This is a genomic window from Oerskovia sp. NPDC060338, assembly GCF_042726295.1.
Classification (GTDB): Bacteria; Actinomycetota; Actinomycetes; order Actinomycetales; family Cellulomonadaceae; genus Oerskovia; species Oerskovia merdavium.
In genome coordinates this window covers 117,250-133,193 of the sequence record NZ_JBHXCQ010000009.1, presented here as the reverse complement: position 1 = coordinate 133,193, position 15,944 = coordinate 117,250, and the positions used below count along the sequence as shown (strand labels likewise).

Below are 15,944 nucleotides of genomic sequence, written 5' to 3'. Positions count from 1 at the left end.
CGGTGAGCACTTCGAGCGGTCAGGCCGCGCCCGACCCCCAGCGCTGGCGCGTCCTGGGCCTGTGTCTCGCGGTCGGGTTCATCACCATGCTCGACGTGTCGATCGTCAACGTCGCGCTCCCCTCGATCGAGAAGGCGCTCGACGCGGGGCCCACCGAGCTGCAGCTCATCGTCGCGGGCTACACCCTGGCGTTCGGTCTCGCGCTCGTCCCCGCGGGTCGTCTGGGCGACGCGGGCGGGCGCCGGGCGCTGTTCATCGTCGGGCTCGTGGGCTTCGCGCTCACGAGCCTCGCCGCGGGTCTGGCACCGAGCGACGAGTGGCTCGCGATCGCGCGGCTCCTGCAGGGCGCGAGCGCGGGTCTGCTCAACCCGCAGGTCATCGGTCTGATCCAGCAGATGTTCTCGGGGTACGAGCGCGGCAAGGCGTTCGGCATGTTCGGCGCCACGATCGGCATCTCGACGGCCCTGGGGCCGTTGCTCGGCGGGCTGATCATCCAGGCGGCGGGCGAGGAGAACGGGTGGCGGTGGATCTTCGGGATCAACGTGCCGATCATCGCGGTCGTCCTGCCGCTCGCGATCCGCTTCCTGCCCGCGGCGACGCGCAAGGCAGGCCCGCGCAAGCTCGACCCGGTCGGCCTGGTCCTCATCGCGGTCGCGACCGTGGCGGTCATGCTCCCGTTCGTCACGACGTCCGGGCAGGACGACGACCCCGGACGGTGGTGGTGGCTCGCGGTCGGGGCGGTCGCGGTGGCCGTGACCGTGCTCTGGGAGCGGCGGTACGAGCGCACCACGGGTGCGCCGGTCCTGGACCCCCGCGTGCTGTCGCTCACCTCCTTCCGCAACGGCACGCTGCTGGGGATCACGTACTTCGCGGGCTTCACGGGCATCTTCCTCGTCGCGACGCTGTACCTCCAGAACGACCTGCACTTCACGCCCCTGCACGCCGGGCTCATCGGCATGCCGTTCGCGATCGCGTCGGGCGTCGCGTCGTGGCTCGCGGGGCGCGGCGTCGCACGCTGGGGGCGCCCGCTCGTGGTCGCGGGGCTGGTCGTGGTGCTCGTCGGGCTCGGGGGCGTGATCCTCGCGATCCGGGTCACGGGCGACGACGTGTCTGCCGGAGGGTGGGCCATCGCCCTGACCATGATGGTCGCGGGGATCGGGAGCGGCACCGTCATCTCCCCGAACCAGACGCTGACCCTCGCGCGGGTCCCCGTCGAGCTCGCGGGGGTCGCGGGCAGCATGCTCCAGCTCGGGCAGCGCGTGGGCTCGGCCATGGGCATCGCCGTGGTCCTCTCGACGTACTACTCGCTCAAGGCGGGTGGTTCGACGGGCGCGGTCGCGGCGAGCACCGCGATGCTCATCACGGTCGCGCTGGTCGCGGTCTCGCTCGTGGTCGCGATTGTGGACCTGCGGGCGCGGGCGCACGCCGCACCCCAGGGCAAGGTGACGTCCGCGACGTGAGCGCCGCCGTCGGGCGCGGTGCGGCCTGGGCCGCGCGGTGGGACCTGGCGGGGGAGTCGGGCCCGACGGCGGAGCGGGGGGCGTGTGGTCGGGTGCGGCGGTGGAGCCGGCGGGCGCGGGGGCTGGACGTCGCTCTTCTGCTCGCCCACGTCTCGACCGAATGCGTGAGCAAAGGTCAGGAACCGACCGGTGGTGTGTGGGTGAATTTCGAGAACAAATCGTTCGTCGTCATTGTGGCCCCGCTAGGCTGCGGCCCACCACCCACTACGTCGAGATAGGTGATTCGGTTGGATATCGCGGAGCGGCTTGCCTCGTTGGCAACCAAGGTGCGTCAGCAGAAGGCCTCTATCCAGACCGAGGAGGCGACCAAGAACGCGTTCGTCATGCCATTTATCTCGCTCGTCCTGGGATATGACGTGTTCAACCCGAACGAGGTCGTTCCGGAGTTCACAGCGGACGTCGGGACGAAGAAGGGCGAGAAGATCGACTATGCCATCGTCAAGGACGGTGAGGTCCAGATCCTCATCGAGGCCAAGACGGTCGGCAGTCCGCTCGGGCTCAACCACGCGTCGCAGCTCTTCAGGTACTTCGCCACGACGAACGCTCGTATCGCCGTCCTCACCAACGGTGAGCACTATCACTTCTTCACGGACCTGGACCGGCCGAACCGTATGGACGACAAACCGTTCCTGCAGCTCGACCTCTCGGACCTCGACGACTCGCTCGTCCCCGAGATTCAAAAGCTCACCAAAGACTCGTTCGACCTCGACTCGGTCGTGAGTGCGGCCGAAGAGCTGAAGTACATCGGCGAGCTCAAGCGCGTGCTCGGCGCGCAGTTCCGCGAGCCCGACGCCGAGTGGGTCAAGGCGCTCACGGGGCGCGTGTACGAGGGCCCGATCACCCAGAAGGTGCGCGAGCAGTTCCGCACGCTGGTCTCCAAAGCGATGAAGCAGTTTCTTGCCGACCAGGTGAACGACAGGCTCAAGGCAGCGCTCGGGGGACAGGGCTACGCCGACACCGCGGTGCCGCTGACGGGTGAGACGGCTGCCGAAGAGAGCGTCTCCGAGGCCGTCGAGGAGGCCGACCGCGGGATCGTGACGACCTTCGAAGAGCTCGAGGGGTTCCAGATCGTCCGAGCGATCGCCTGCAGCGAGGTGCCGCCGAGCAGGATCGTCCACCGTGACACCAAGAGCTACATGGGAATCCTGCTCGACGACAACAACCGCAAGCCGCTCGCCCGACTTCACTTCAACACGGGCCAGAAGTACGTGGGCCTCTTCGACGAGGAGAAGAACGAGACGCGTCACGCGATCGAGACTCCGGAGGAGATCTACAACTTCGCCGAGCACATCCGTAAGAGCGTGCACTTCTACGACTGAACGCGGCACCGCAGGTGCGGCGGGTGCACCCGCCGCACGGTCCCCGCATCGCGGGCCGAGCCGATCTCCTCCTGGGCGGGGCGTGTGCTCCAGCCCGGCCGCACCTCCCTCTCCGGCCACCTCCCGGAGAGAGCGTGAGAAGGATGTGCACGTCGCCCGCGACCTCCTCGCGACCGCGTAGAATTAGCACTCGACGGTAGAGAGTGCGAACGCGCGACGATCGGCAGGAGGTGGTCATGAGCGAGGAACGACGGCTCGATGTGCTGCGTGCGATCGTCGAGGACTACGTCCTCACCAGGGAACCGGTGGGGTCGCGGGTCCTCGCCGAGCGGCACCGCCTGGGCGTGTCCCCGGCCACGATCCGTAACGACATGGCCGCCCTCGAGGAGGACGGCTACATCGCCCAGCCGCACACGTCGGCCGGGCGCATCCCCACGGACAAGGGCTACCGCCTGTTCGTGGACAAGCTCTCGACGGTCAAGCCCTTGTCGTCGCCCGAGCGTCGTGCGATCGAGACCTTCCTGTCGGAGGCGGTCGACCTCGACGACGTCGTGGCGCGCGCCGGGCGGCTGCTCGCCCAGCTCACGGGCCAGGTCGCCGTCGTCCAGTACCCCTCGCTGCGCCGGTCGGGCCTGCGTCACCTCGAGCTCGTGCCCGTGGGCGACCGTCGCCTGCTCGTGGTCATCATCACGGACACGGGCCGCGTCGAGCAGCGCACGCTCGAGGTCGCCGCGGCCCCGGACGAGGCGACCCTCGCCGAGCTGCGCTCGCGGCTCAACGCGGTCGCGGCGGGCAAGCGTCTCGCGGAGCTCGGGCAGGGCTTCGCCGAGGTCGCCGAGCAGTTCCGCCCCGAGCACCAGGACCTGGCCCGCTCGCTCGCGCTGCTGGTCGAGGAGACCCTCGCGGAGGAGTCCGAGGAGCGCATCGTGCTGGCCGGCACCGCGAACCTCGCCCGGGTCGGGATGCGGTTCGAGCACGCGCTGCGCCCGGTCCTCGAGGCGCTCGAGGAACAAGTCGTGCTGCTCGGGTTGTTGACCGAGATGGCCGCGGAGTCCGGGGTGAGCGTGCGGATCGGTCACGAGACGCAGCTCGAGGGCCTCGCGGAGACCTCTGTCGTGACGAGCGGATACGGTAACGAGGGCGACTCGGTCGCGCTGATCGGTTCGATCGGACCGACCCGCATGGACTATCCCGGGACGATCGCCTCGGTCCGCGCCGTGGCGCGGTACCTGTCGCGCGTCCTGACAGCATGAGCATGGTTCTTGCGCCACCGCGTGCGGAGACCGGGCCCTCGGGCCCGGCGCGTGCTGCGGGGCGTTGTCGGAAGTCGCCGATCCACCGTCGGCGTGCGCTAGTAGAGAGTGACCTGTGAGCGACTACTACGAGATCCTGGGCGTGCCCCGGGACGCGAGCCAGGACCAGATCAAGAAGGCCTACCGCAAGCTGGCCCGTGAGCTGCACCCTGACGTCGCGGGCGAGGCCGCCGAGGACAAGTTCAAGGACGTGTCCCGCGCGTACGAGGTCCTGTCCAACCCGGACAAGCGCCAGCAGTACGACCTCGGCTCGGACCCGTCCGCCGCCGGTGGCGGCATGGGCGGGGGCTTCGGCTTCCAGGACATCTTCGAGACGTTCTTCGGCGGGGGACAGGCGCAGTCCGGCCCCATCCCGCGCGCCCGCCGCGGCCAGGACTCCCTGGTCCGCCTCGACATCGACCTCTCGGAGGCCACGTTCGGTGCCCGCCGCGAGCTCCAGGTCGACACCGCTGTCGTGTGTGGGACGTGCAGCGGCTCGTGCTGTCGCCCCGGCACCTCGCCCCGTACCTGTGACGTCTGCAACGGGCGCGGCACGGTCCAGCGCGTGGCCCGCTCGTTCCTCGGGCAGGTCATGACGACCGCCCCCTGCGCGGCGTGCCAGGGCTTCGGCACCGTCATCCCCGAGCCCTGCGCCGAGTGCGCGGGCGAGGGACGCGTGCGCAGCCGCCGCACCCTGACCGTGAACGTGCCCGCGGGAGTGGACACGGGCACGCGCATCAAGCTCACGTCGCAGGGAGAGGTCGGCCCGGCCGGCGGACCCGCGGGCGACCTGTACGTCGAGATCCGCGAGCGCAACCACGAGATCTTCGTGCGCCGCGGCGACGACCTGCACTGCACGCTCCAGGTCCCCATGACCGCCGCCGCGCTCGGCACGGTCCTCGAGCTCGAGACGCTCGACGGCCCGCAGGAGATCGACCTGCGTCCCGGCACCCAGCCCGGCCAGATCGTCACGCTCAAGAACCTGGGCGTCGGCCACCTGCACACGGGCGGCCGCGGCGACCTCAACGTGCACGTCGAGGTCCAGGTCCCCACGGGGCTCGACGACGAGCAGCAGGAGCTGCTCCGCTCGCTCGCCAAGGCCCGCGGCGAGGAGCGCCCTGACCCGCGCCTGTCGGCCGCGCACCCGGGGGTCTTCTCCCGCCTGCGCGACAAGCTCTCGGGGCGCTGAGTCATGAGCGCACCGGTCTTCCTCGCCGAGCCGAGCAGCGCGGAGCCCCAGGGGCTCGCGCAGTACCCGGCGGGGTCGCTCTACGTGCTCGACGGCGCCGAGGGGCGTCATGCGGGCGTCGTCCAGCGGCGGGGTGTCGGTGAGCACGTCGACGTCGTCGACGGCGACGGGCTGCGGCTGCGGTGCGTCATCGAGACCGTCGAGGCCGCCCAGGTCGGCCTGCGCGTCGACGAGGTCGTCGAGGAACCGGCGCCCGACGTCGTCGTGACCCTCGTCCAGGCTCTCGCCAAGGGCGACCGGGACGAGATGGCGATCGAGGCCGCGACCGAGGTCGGGGCCGACGCCGTCGTGCCGTGGCAGGCCGAGCGCTCGATCGTCGTGTGGCGCGGGGACCGTGCCGCCAAGTCGCGCGCCCGCTGGCTCGCGACCGTGCGAGCCGCGACCAAGCAGGCCCGCCGGGCGCGCCTGCCGCGGGTCGACGTCGCGATCGACACGCGCGGGCTCGTCGAGCGCACGCGCGAGGTCGTCGCGGCCTGCGGCGCAGTGATCGTCCTGCACGAGGAGGCCAGCGCCCCGCTCGCCGAGGTGCCGCTGCCCGTCCCCGCGTCCCTGGCCGACGCCGCAGGGGGCCGAGCACCCGAGGTGCTCGTCGTCGTCGGGCCCGAGGGCGGGATCTCCGAGCGAGAGGTCGACGCGCTCACCGAGGCCGGCGCCCTCACGGCGCGCCTGGGGCCGCACGTGCTGCGGACCTCGACCGCCGGACCCGTCGCGATCGCCCTGCTGGTCCAGCGGCTCGGCCGCTGGGACGGCACGCCCGCGTGAGCGCACGCCGCACCGCACCGAGCGGTCACCGGGCTGCGGCCCGGTGACCGGGGGTAGCCTGCCGACATGACGAGCAACGACACCTCCCGGCCCACCGACCCGGACTGCCTGTTCTGCAAGATCGTCGCAGGGGAGATCCCCGCGACGATCGTCGCCTCGACGGACCAGGCCGTCGCGTTCAAGGACATCAACCCGCAGGCCCCGCTGCACGTCCTGGTCGTGCCCAGGGCGCACCACGGCGACATCGCACAGCTCGCGGCCGCCGACCCCGAGCTGCTCTCGGGCGTCGTGGCGCTCGCGGACGCCGTGGCGAGCGAGCAGGCCGACGGCCAGTTCCGGCTCATCTTCAACTCGGGCCCGCGGGCAGGCCAGAGCGTCTTCCACGTCCACGGCCACGTGATCGGCGGCAAGGAGCTGGGCTGGAGCCCCGCCTGACCCGCGTTGCGACCCGCGGAGGTCCCGGGCGCAGGACACACCCGTCAGGGCGTTATTCGCCCTGACCCAGGGCGCTGCGCTCGTTACCATGGATGCACCACGAAATCTCCCCGACCTGCAGAAGGAGTGCCTCGGCGCAAGCCGGCTCATGCCATCCTCGACACCATCCTTGCCGCACGGCTCGTCGACGCCCGGCCCCGGAGGCTCCTCCCGCGACCCGGGGCGCGCGCGCACCGAGCAGAGGACGAACGGCACGGACGACCGGGGAGCCCCGGGCGCCCAGCACCCCAGCACACGGGTCGAGCACCGGATCGTCGTCCCGTCCCACGTCTCCATGGCGGCGCTGCTCGGCAGCGGTGACTCCGTCCTGCGCGCCGTCGAGGCCGGGTTCCCCTCGGTCGACGTCCACGCGCGGGGCAACGAGATCGTCGTCAAGGGGCCGGTCGGCGATGTGGCGCTCGCTTCGCGGCTGCTCGACGAGCTCGTCGAGGTCGTCGAGTCGGGCACGCAGCTCTCGGCCGACGTCGTCACGCGCTCGATCGCGATGCTCACGGCCGCGACGGCGTCGCGCCCCGCCGAGGTCCTGACGTTCAACATCCTCTCGAACCGCGGGCGGACCATCCGGCCCAAGACGGTCGGGCAGAAGCGCTACGTCGACGCGATCGACGCGAGCACCGTGACGTTCGGGATCGGTCCCGCAGGGACCGGCAAGACCTACCTCGCGATGGCCAAGGCCGTCCAGGCGCTGCAGGCCAAGCAGGTCAGCAGGATCGTCCTGACGCGCCCCGCGGTCGAGGCCGGCGAGCGGCTCGGGTTCCTGCCGGGCTCGCTCTCGGAGAAGATCGACCCGTACCTGCGTCCGCTGTACGACGCGCTGCACGACATGATCGACCCCGAGTCGATCCCCAAGCTCATCGAGGCGGGCACCATCGAGGTGGCCCCGTTGGCCTACATGCGTGGCCGCACCCTGAACGACGCGTTCATCATCCTCGACGAGGCCCAGAACACCTCGACCGAGCAGATGAAGATGTTCCTCACGCGCCTCGGGTTCGGCTCCAAGATGGTCATCACGGGCGACGTGACGCAGGTCGACCTGCCCGGGGGCACCACCTCGGGGCTCCGTGTCATCGAGGACGTCCTGACCGGGGTCGACGACGTCGAGTTCTGCCGGCTCACGTCGACCGACGTCGTCCGCCACCGCCTCGTGAGCGAGATCATCGACGCCTACGCCCGCTGGGACGTCAGCAGCGCACCGCCCGCACGCGACGGCGGCAACCACCAGCACGGCTCGGCGCGCGGAGGCACCTCCCGCCAGGGCAGACCGCGAGACCAACGAGAGCAAGGGGCACGCTGATGAGCGTCGAGATCAACAACGAGTCCGGCTACGAGGTCGACGAGGCCGAGTTCGCGGCCCTCGCCCGCTACGTCCTGGACGCCATGCACGTCCACCCGCAGAGCGAGCTCGGCATCCGCTTCGTCGAGACCGACGTCATGACCGAGCTGCACGTGCGCTGGATGGACGAGCCGGGTCCCACCGACGTCCTGTCGTTCCCCATGGACGAGCTGCGCCCCGGTCGCGACGGCGACGTGACCCCCGCGGGCGAGCTGGGCGACATCGTCCTGTGCCCCGAGGTCGCGGCCCAGCAGGCCGTCACGGCCGGGCACTCCACGGCCGAGGAGATGCTCCTGCTCACCACGCACGGGATCCTGCACCTGCTCGGGTACGACCACGCCGAGCCCGAGGAGGAGAAGGAGATGTTCGCGCTCCAGCGCAAGCTCCTGCTGACCTTCCTCGCCAGCCGATGACCGAGGTCCCCGTCGCGCTGCTCCTCGTCCTCGCCGTGCTCGGCGTGGTCCTCGCGGGCGCGCTCGGCGCGGGAGAGAGCGCGGTCATGCGGGTCACGCGTGCCGCGGTCGCCGAGGCGGCTGCGGAGGCCGAGGCCGGCACGGGGACCGCCGGAACGTCCGGCGGCGGGGCAGGCGGACCCGTTCCGCCGCGCGTCGCCCGGGCGCGTCGTGTCAGGTCGCTGACCGAGGACCCGCCGCACACCGCGGCCGCGCTCGCGTTCCTGCGCGTCGTCGCGGAGATGGTCGCCGCCGCGTGCGTCACGCTCCTGGTCTCGGTGTGGCTCGAGGACTGGTGGCAGGCGCTGCTCGCGGCGCTGGTCTTCGCGGTCGTCGTCGCGCTCGTGTTCGCGCGCATCGCGCCGCGCGCGCTGGGGCGTCGGCACCCCGTGCAGGTCCTGCTGCTGCTCTCGGGCGTGCTGGCGCCGGCGGTCGCGCTCACGGGCTGGGTCGCACGCGTCACAGGCCCGAAGGACGACTCCGACGGCCCGCACGAGCGCGAGCTGCGCGACATGGTGGACCGCGTGAACGAGTCCGAGATCATCGAGGAGGAGGAGCGGGAGATGATCCGCTCCGTCTTCGAGCTGGGCGACACCCTGACCCGCGAGGTCATGGTCCCGCGGACCGACATGATCACGACCCCGGCGACGACCCCGCTGTCCAAGGCGTTGTCGCTGTTCCTGCGTTCCGGGTTCTCGCGTCTGCCCGTCACGGGCACGTCGGTCGACGACCTGGTGGGCGTCGTCTACTTCAAGGACGTCGTCAAGGTCGTCACCGCCTCGCCAGAGGCCGGCTCGCGACGGGTGGCGGACGTCGCCCGTCCCGCGATCTTCGTGCCCGAGTCCAAGCCCGTCGACGACCTGCTGCGCGAGATGCAGGCCTCGGCCTCGCACATCGCGATGGTCGTCGACGAGTACGGCGGCGTCGCGGGGCTCGTCACGATCGAGGACGCGCTCGAGGAGATCGTGGGCGAGCTGACCGACGAGCACGACAAGTCCGGGCCCGAGATCGAGGACCTGGGCGACGGAGAGTTCCGCATCCCGGCGCGGCTGCCGCTCGACGAGCTCGGCGAGCTGTTCGACCTCGACATCGAGGACGACGACGTCGACACCGTGGGCGGTCTGCTCGCCAAAGCGCTGGGCAAGGTCCCGCTCCCGGGATCGGTCGCCGAGGCACAGGGCGTGCACATGGTCGGCGAACGGGTCGAGGGACGGCGCAAGCAGCTCGCGACGGTCCTCGTGCGCGCCGTCGCCCCGGAGCACGAGACGGACGGGGCGGACGAGACGCCGTCGGGCCGTACCGATCGCCAGGAGCGCCACGACCACCGTGAGCGCTCCGAGCGCGACCACCAGACACACCCCGAGCGCGCCGAGCGCGCCGGGAGGACGAGCGAGGACCCGCGCCGCGCGGGCCAGACGAACGAGAGAGAAGCACACCGGTGACCCAGAACGACCTTGCAGCACCCGAGCACAAGTCCGGCTTCGCGTGCTTCGTCGGACGGCCCAACGCGGGCAAGTCCACGCTGACGAACGCACTGGTCGGGCAGAAGGTCGCGATCACCTCCGGGCGCCCGCAGACGACCCGGCACACGATCCGCGGCATCGTGCACCGCCCCGACGCCCAGCTCATCCTCGTGGACACGCCAGGGCTGCACCGCCCTCGCACGCTCCTCGGTGAGCGGCTCAACGACCTGGTCCGTGAGACGCTCGCGCAGGTCGACGTGATCGCCTTCTGCCTGCCGGCTGACCAGAAGGTCGGCCCGGGCGACAAGTACATCGCAGCCCAGCTCGCGGACCTGATGAAGGGCCGGCGCCCCACCCCGGTCGTCGCGGTCGTGACCAAGGCGGACCTCGTGGACCGCGAGACGTTGACCAAGCACCTGCTCGCGGTCGACCAGCTGGGCGAGTGGCAGGACATCGTCCCGGTCTCGGCCGTGGACGGCTTCCAGGTCGAGGTCCTCGAGCAGGTCCTCGTCAAGCACCTGCCGAAGGGCCCCGAGCTCTACCCCGGCGGCGAGCTGACCGACGAGCCCGAGGCCGTCATGGTGGCCGAGCTCGTGCGCGAGGCCGCCCTGGAGGGCGTGCGCGACGAGCTGCCGCACAGCCTCGCGGTCGTGGTCGACGAGATCACGCCCCGCGAGGGCTCGGGCAACCCGGCGGCGGGCAGGCCCCCGCTCCTTGACGTGCGCGTCAACCTGTTCGTCGAGCGCGACAGCCAGAAGGCCATCATCATCGGGCGCGGCGGGTCGCGGCTGCGGCACGTCGGGACCGAGGCGCGCAAGGGGATCGAGGCGCTGCTCGGCGCGCGGGTCTACCTCGACCTGCACGTCAAGGTCGCCAAGGACTGGCAGCGCGACCCCAAGCAGCTGCGCAGGCTCGGCTTCTAGGGTGGGCCCCCGGTCTGCCCTCGGGACGCCCCGCCTGTCTGCTCGAACGCAGGCGGCGCTGCTGCACACCTCGATACGATCCTGAGGTGATCTTCCGGACAGCCGCCACGAGCGCCGCCCTCGCGATCGGCCTCGCACTGGTCGGTGCGGTCACGGGTCCCCAGTGGGATCCCGTGCCCGTCACCGACCACCTCGAGCCCTCGACCCCCGACACGACGATCGGCGGGCAGGGCCCCGACGTCCAGCCGGTCGGGACCTATGCCGTGCAGGAGACCCCCGTGGTCGTCCAGCTCGACGGGGTGAGCGTCGACGGGATCGTGCGCGAGCCCGTCGACGCGCCCGAGGGACTGCCGGGGGTGGTCTTCCTCCACGGAGCGGGCACGGGCTCGGCCGACGAGGCGTTCGTCGACGTCGCGACGGACCTGGCGAGCGCGGGCGTGGTCACGCTCGTTCCGTCCAAGCGGCTCGACACCTACACGACGCGACACCGGGACTACGTCGACATGGCCGACGACTACCAGCGGTCGGTCGACCTCCTGCGCGCCAGGCCCTCGGTCGATCCCGAGCGGGTGGGGCTCTACGCCGAGTCGGAGGGCACCTGGGTCGCACCCGTGCTCGCGGACCAGGACCAGGACGTCTCGTTCGTCGTCCTGGTCTCGGCACCGGTCGTGCCGCCGCGCCAGCAGGCGGGGTTCGCGGTCGACTCCTACCTGCGCAACACGGGGGTGCCGCAGGGGGTCTTCCGGGCGATCCCGCGCGCGGTGGGCATGGAGATGCCCGGAGGCGGGTTCGAGTACGCCGACTTCGACGTCACGCCCTACCTCGCGCGGCTCTCGGTGCCGACGCTCGTGGCGTACGGCACGGCCGACCCGTCGATGCCCGTCGAGCAGGGTGCGCTGCGCATCATCGCCGACGCCGGGGCCAACGGGAACCACGACGTCACGGTCCGCTACTACGAGGGCGCCAACCACGGCATCAAGATCGACGACGTCATGGTCCCCGAGTTCCCGCGGGACGTCAGCGCCTGGGTGCAGGGTCTGCCGGGGACCGCGGGCGCCCCGCCGACGGTCGCGGGCGGGCAGCCCAACCAGCTCTACCTGGCCTCGGCCGTGCCGAACCCTCGCTGGTACGGCAACGGCGACATCGTCATCGGGTTCGTGATCGTGGGCGGGGTGCTGCTCGTGGTCGGCCCGCTGGTGTGGCTGGTCGCGGGGGCGGTGCGCCGGGTGCGGCGCACCCCGCGCCCCGCCGGCCGTCTTGCGCCCGGGCTGCGGTGGCCGCTCGCGGGGCTGGCCGTGGGGTCGGTCGCCACGATGGTGGGACTGGTCGTGTACCTGGTCGCGGTCGCTCGGCTCGCGCTCGACTACAAGACGGACTCCTGGGTGGTCCAGGGTGGGTGGATCGCGGTGCGCCTCCTCGGTCTGGCGACGGTCGTCGCGGCCGCGTTCATCATCAACCGGTTGTCGGACCTTCGTCAGGCGCGCAAGGCGGTCATGGCTTCCCCCGAGGGCGGTGGGGTCGTGGTGCGCCCGGCGACGGGCGTGGGTGCGCGGACGACGCTGTGGGCCACGGTCGCCGGTTCCACGATCCTTCTCGTCACGCTTGCGTACTGGGGCGTCTACCAGCTGGGCATCTGACGCCGGACGCGTCGGACACCTAGGGTCGAGGCATGCGACGACGTGCGAAGGACGGCTCCGAGGGGCGGATGCGTTCGTTCGCGCTCGAGGAGGCCGAGGAGGACGTCGACGAGCCTGCGCGGCTGCTGCCCCGGGGGACGCCGACGAGGGGGGCCGGCCAGGGCGGCGTGCCCGACGACGGCGCTCGCCTCCTGTCCGTGTCGCACGGTCCTGCGTCGCCCGACGTGCCCGGTCGAGCGCGGTCCGGTCGTCGTCCGTCACGCAGGACCCGGGCGCTGCTGGGCGCCGCGATCGCCACCGTGGTCGTGCTCGTGGTGGGCGGGCTCGTGGTCGGAGAACGGAACGAGGCCGCACGCATCGAGCGGGTCCTGGCGTCGTCGGGCGGTGTCCGGAGCCTGGGACCGGACGTCGCGGTGGTCTGGCGCATCGCCCCCGTCGCGGGCGGGAACGCGCCGGACCTGGGCCGGTGGAGCCAGCCCACCGTGGTCGACGGGGTGCTCGTGGTCCCAGGGGATCCCGTGGCCGGCTACGACCCGACGACGGGGGAGCGCCTGTGGAGGGCGTCGGAGTCGCCGGAGTCGTCGGCGCCGACGGAGGACGCGCCCCGCAGCGGGGACCAGACGAGGTGCAGCGGCAGCGGGCCCCGCTCGGACAGGGGACCCGTCGTCTGCACGACGTCCAGCTTCCGCCCCGTGACGATCTTCGGCGAGACCTCCGAGCAGGCGCACCTGCGTCGCATCGAGGTCGTCGACCCGGTGACGGGGGACGTGCTGACCTCGCGATCCCTGGACGAGGAGACCACTGGGGCGACCGTCGCGTTCACGGACGGCCTGGCGACGTTCGCGTGGGGTTCCGCTGGTCAGGTCGTGGTGACGCTCGAGGACCTGGCGACGGGGGAGGTGCGCTGGTCACGAGAGCTCGTCCCCGGACCCGAGGAGGGGGTGGAGGGCCCGCGCTACCTGCAGGGGTGGCCCGACGGCGACGCGCTCCGCGTCGAGGCGACCGGCCTCAGCGTCACGCTGGCCGCGGACGGCAGCTCCGTCAGCACGCGGCAGACGATGTCGTGGGACTCGACGCTGCCCGACGGGGGCAGGGTCTCGCTGGGGGGCGACGGGACCTGGACGGTCTTCGACCCGGACGGGCACGGGTCGTTCAGCGTCGCGGGGAACCTCGTCCTCTTCGACGTGACCGACGGGTCGGCGGACGTGCCTCTGCTCGTCTCGGAAGGGGGCGACGTCATGGACGCGGCCGGGACGATCGCTCGGCCGGTGTTCTCGGCCCTGGACCGCCGGACCGGGCGGACGCTCTGGACCGCGGACGGAAACCTCGAGCGTGCGGTCGCCCAGGTGGGGGACGTCGGCGTCCTGTCAGGTGCCGGCCGGTTGTGGGGGGTCGACCTGGCGACCGGCGAGCGGGTCTGGGAGGCCGGGGGAACCCTGGCGTACGGCCAGTCCTTCACGGACGGCACGGACCTCTACCTGGTCGGGCAGAGCGGGATCGGCGCGACACGGGTCACCGCGATCTCGGTCGACTCGGGCCAGGAGCTCTGGGCGACCGAGGTCCCGGAGCTCTCGACCTGGACGTTCAGCGCCCGGGGAAGGCTCGTGCTCGTGACCGACGACGGGGGACTCCTGGGACTGGGCTGAGACGGCCCGACGGCTCCATCTCCTCGGATCAGGTCTACCGTGGAAAGGGTGGTCCCACGCCGTCGTGAGCACTCCGCCCACGCCGTCGAGCTGGTCGAGGTGGACGAGCTCGACGACGACTTCGACGCGGCCTGGGGGCGATCACCTGGCGGGCCGAGCGCGACGGGCGGTGGGCGGGGCGCGCCGTCGCCGCCGGGATCGGGTACCGGCCGTACCGGCGGTCCGGGCAGGGCTCGACGTCGTGGCCGAGAAGGCGACGACGCGCCGGGCACCGTGGTGCTTTCCGGGGCGCCGCCACCGGACGGAGAGGCGCGGCCCTCCCGTGCTCGCCGGGTCCCGGTGCGCGCCCTGGTCGTCGCCGCGGTGGCGGTGGCCGTCGCAGGCACGGGTGCGTCCCTGGTCGTCGGAGGCCTCTCCGACCGACATCAGGCGGTGCTCGTCGCGACCCAGCCGGGCGGCCTGTGGTCGGTCCGCCCTGACCCCGACGTCGTCTGGCGGGCGTCGACCGACGGCGGGTGGCCCGCGGCCGTGGAGGGGCAGGTCGTGCTCGAGGCCGACGGCGACCTGCAGGGCCTCGACGTCGCGACGGGGGAACCGCTGTGGTCGGCCTCGTTGCCCCGGGGGACGAGCGCGTGCGGTCCGGACCTCCTCGACCCGGGGAGCGTCGGTTCGCCGCTCGTGTGCGTGACGGAGGTCGACCCGGCCCTGGGAGGTGAGCCGGTGGGCAGCGTGGACGGCCCGACCGACCCCGCCGAGCCGGCGACCTCGCGCCCCGCGTTCGTCGTGACCGTCCTCGACCCGGCGGGGCAGGTCGTGGGGGCACGAGCGCTCGCGGGCACGACCGCCGCCGCAGCGCCCCTCGCCGGTGGGCTCGTGGCGACCGCGCGGCGTGACGGCGACCGCGCCGTCGTGAGCTGGGAGGAGGCCCTCGACGGGACGCTCGTGCGCACGCGCGTCCTGAAGGCAGCCGGCTATCCGGTCGACGCCGTCGGTTCGACGGGTCAGGACGACGCCGGGACGATCGAGCTCCACGGGCTGCGTGGGCTCCTCCACGTCCGTGCGCCCGACCTGCGGGAGACCTTCGACGCGTCTGGAGAGTACGCGACCGGTTACGCGCGCCCTCGGTCCGTCCCTGGTGGCTGGGCCGCAGGCGGGCCCCTGCCGGGCGACCTGAGGGTCCGGGCCGCGATCGACCCTCGCTCGGGCCGGGTCGAGGAGGTGCACGTGCTCGAGGCCGACGGCGGCGAGCGGTACGTCCTGCCGGGCGAGCCGTTCGTGCCTGCGGTGACCGACGGGACGGTGCCGCACGTCCTGGTCGTCCGGTCACCCGGCTTCACGGGGTACGACACGCTCTCGGGGCGTCGCCTGTGGCACCGGGAGGAGTGGCCCGAGACGATCTGGCTCCAGACCGACGACGTCCTGGTCGTCGAGTCGGGGTCACGGCTGATCGCGATCGAGACCCGCACGGGTCGAGATCTGTGGCGGCGCTGGCTGCCGAGCGAGGTGCACCGGGCGTTCACCGACGGTGACTCCCTGCTCCTGACGAGCACGATCTCGGATCGCGCGGACGACCCGGACGAGGGGGCGTCCGAGCTCGTCTCGCTCAACCTGTTCGACGGCGGTCTCGAGTGGCGAGACGTCCTCGATCCCACGTACCGAGAAGTGGTCTCGGCACAGGGACAGCTCTTCGCGGTCACGGACACGGAAGTGGTCCGGATAGGTTGAGGGGTCGACCGGTCTCCTGGTGGGAGACTTGAGCCATCGGTGATCAACCGGTAGAAACTGACGGGGCCGTCATGGCCTGAATCCGGTGCTCGACCGATCCCGAGGCCGGGGCAACCTGTAGGGAGAGC

Annotated in this window: 13 protein-coding genes; all 13 read left to right on the top strand. The window is 72.0% G+C overall.

What is annotated here, in order from left to right:
- Positions 1-2 precede the first annotated feature (2 nt).
- Positions 3-1,460, top strand: coding sequence for an MFS transporter (locus ACFWGN_RS12625; RefSeq protein WP_377617202.1), 1,458 nt, complete (start codon positions 3-5; stop codon positions 1,458-1,460).
- 287 nt (positions 1,461-1,747) lie between these two features.
- Positions 1,748-2,839: a type I restriction endonuclease gene (locus tag ACFWGN_RS12620; RefSeq protein ID WP_377617200.1), complete on the top strand. Its 1,092-nt coding sequence runs from the start codon at positions 1,748-1,750 to the stop codon at positions 2,837-2,839.
- A 236-nt stretch (positions 2,840-3,075) separates the two neighbouring features.
- On the top strand, positions 3,076-4,092 hold the full coding sequence (hrcA, locus tag ACFWGN_RS12615) for a heat-inducible transcriptional repressor HrcA (RefSeq protein ID WP_377617198.1): 1,017 nt from the start codon (positions 3,076-3,078) through the stop codon (positions 4,090-4,092).
- 115 nt (positions 4,093-4,207) lie between these two features.
- Entirely contained in the window at positions 4,208-5,320 is a 1,113-nt protein-coding gene (dnaJ, locus tag ACFWGN_RS12610; RefSeq protein WP_056650773.1) for a molecular chaperone DnaJ, read from the top strand.
- 3 nt (positions 5,321-5,323) lie between these two features.
- Positions 5,324-6,142 carry a 16S rRNA (uracil(1498)-N(3))-methyltransferase gene (locus ACFWGN_RS12605; protein WP_377617196.1) on the top strand — a complete coding sequence of 273 codons (819 nt, stop codon included), beginning with the start codon at positions 5,324-5,326 and terminating at the stop codon, positions 6,140-6,142.
- A gap of 66 nt (positions 6,143-6,208) precedes the next feature.
- Complete coding sequence (locus ACFWGN_RS12600) at positions 6,209-6,577, top strand: histidine triad nucleotide-binding protein (protein ID WP_377617194.1); 369 nt, start codon at positions 6,209-6,211, stop codon at positions 6,575-6,577.
- Between the two features lie 334 nt (positions 6,578-6,911).
- The gene (locus tag ACFWGN_RS12595) at positions 6,912-7,931 is read left to right on the top strand and encodes a PhoH family protein (RefSeq protein WP_191801151.1); all 1,020 of its coding nucleotides are present in this window, start codon (positions 6,912-6,914) and stop codon (positions 7,929-7,931) included.
- A complete protein-coding gene (gene ybeY, locus ACFWGN_RS12590) occupies positions 7,931-8,383 on the top strand; it encodes an rRNA maturation RNase YbeY (RefSeq protein ID WP_056650782.1) in 453 nt (150 codons plus the stop codon). Before ACFWGN_RS12595 ends, ybeY begins: the two co-directional genes overlap by 1 nt.
- Complete coding sequence (locus tag ACFWGN_RS12585; RefSeq protein WP_377617192.1) at positions 8,380-9,864, top strand: hemolysin family protein; 1,485 nt, start codon at positions 8,380-8,382, stop codon at positions 9,862-9,864. The genes ybeY and ACFWGN_RS12585 overlap by 4 nt, the downstream gene beginning before the upstream one ends.
- A complete protein-coding gene (gene era, locus ACFWGN_RS12580; RefSeq protein ID WP_191800941.1) occupies positions 9,861-10,808 on the top strand; it encodes a GTPase Era in 948 nt (315 codons plus the stop codon). The genes ACFWGN_RS12585 and era overlap by 4 nt, the downstream gene beginning before the upstream one ends.
- An 86-nt stretch (positions 10,809-10,894) precedes the next feature.
- Positions 10,895-12,445, top strand: a complete 1,551-nt coding sequence (locus ACFWGN_RS12575; protein WP_377617190.1) for an alpha/beta hydrolase family protein — start codon at positions 10,895-10,897, stop codon at positions 12,443-12,445.
- A gap of 32 nt (positions 12,446-12,477) precedes the next feature.
- On the top strand, positions 12,478-14,091 hold the full coding sequence (locus ACFWGN_RS12570; RefSeq protein ID WP_377617188.1) for a PQQ-binding-like beta-propeller repeat protein: 1,614 nt from the start codon (positions 12,478-12,480) through the stop codon (positions 14,089-14,091).
- 48 nt (positions 14,092-14,139) lie between these two features.
- A complete protein-coding gene (locus ACFWGN_RS12565) occupies positions 14,140-15,816 on the top strand; it encodes a PQQ-binding-like beta-propeller repeat protein (RefSeq protein WP_377617186.1) in 1,677 nt (558 codons plus the stop codon).
- Positions 15,817-15,944: the final 128 nt, after the last annotated feature.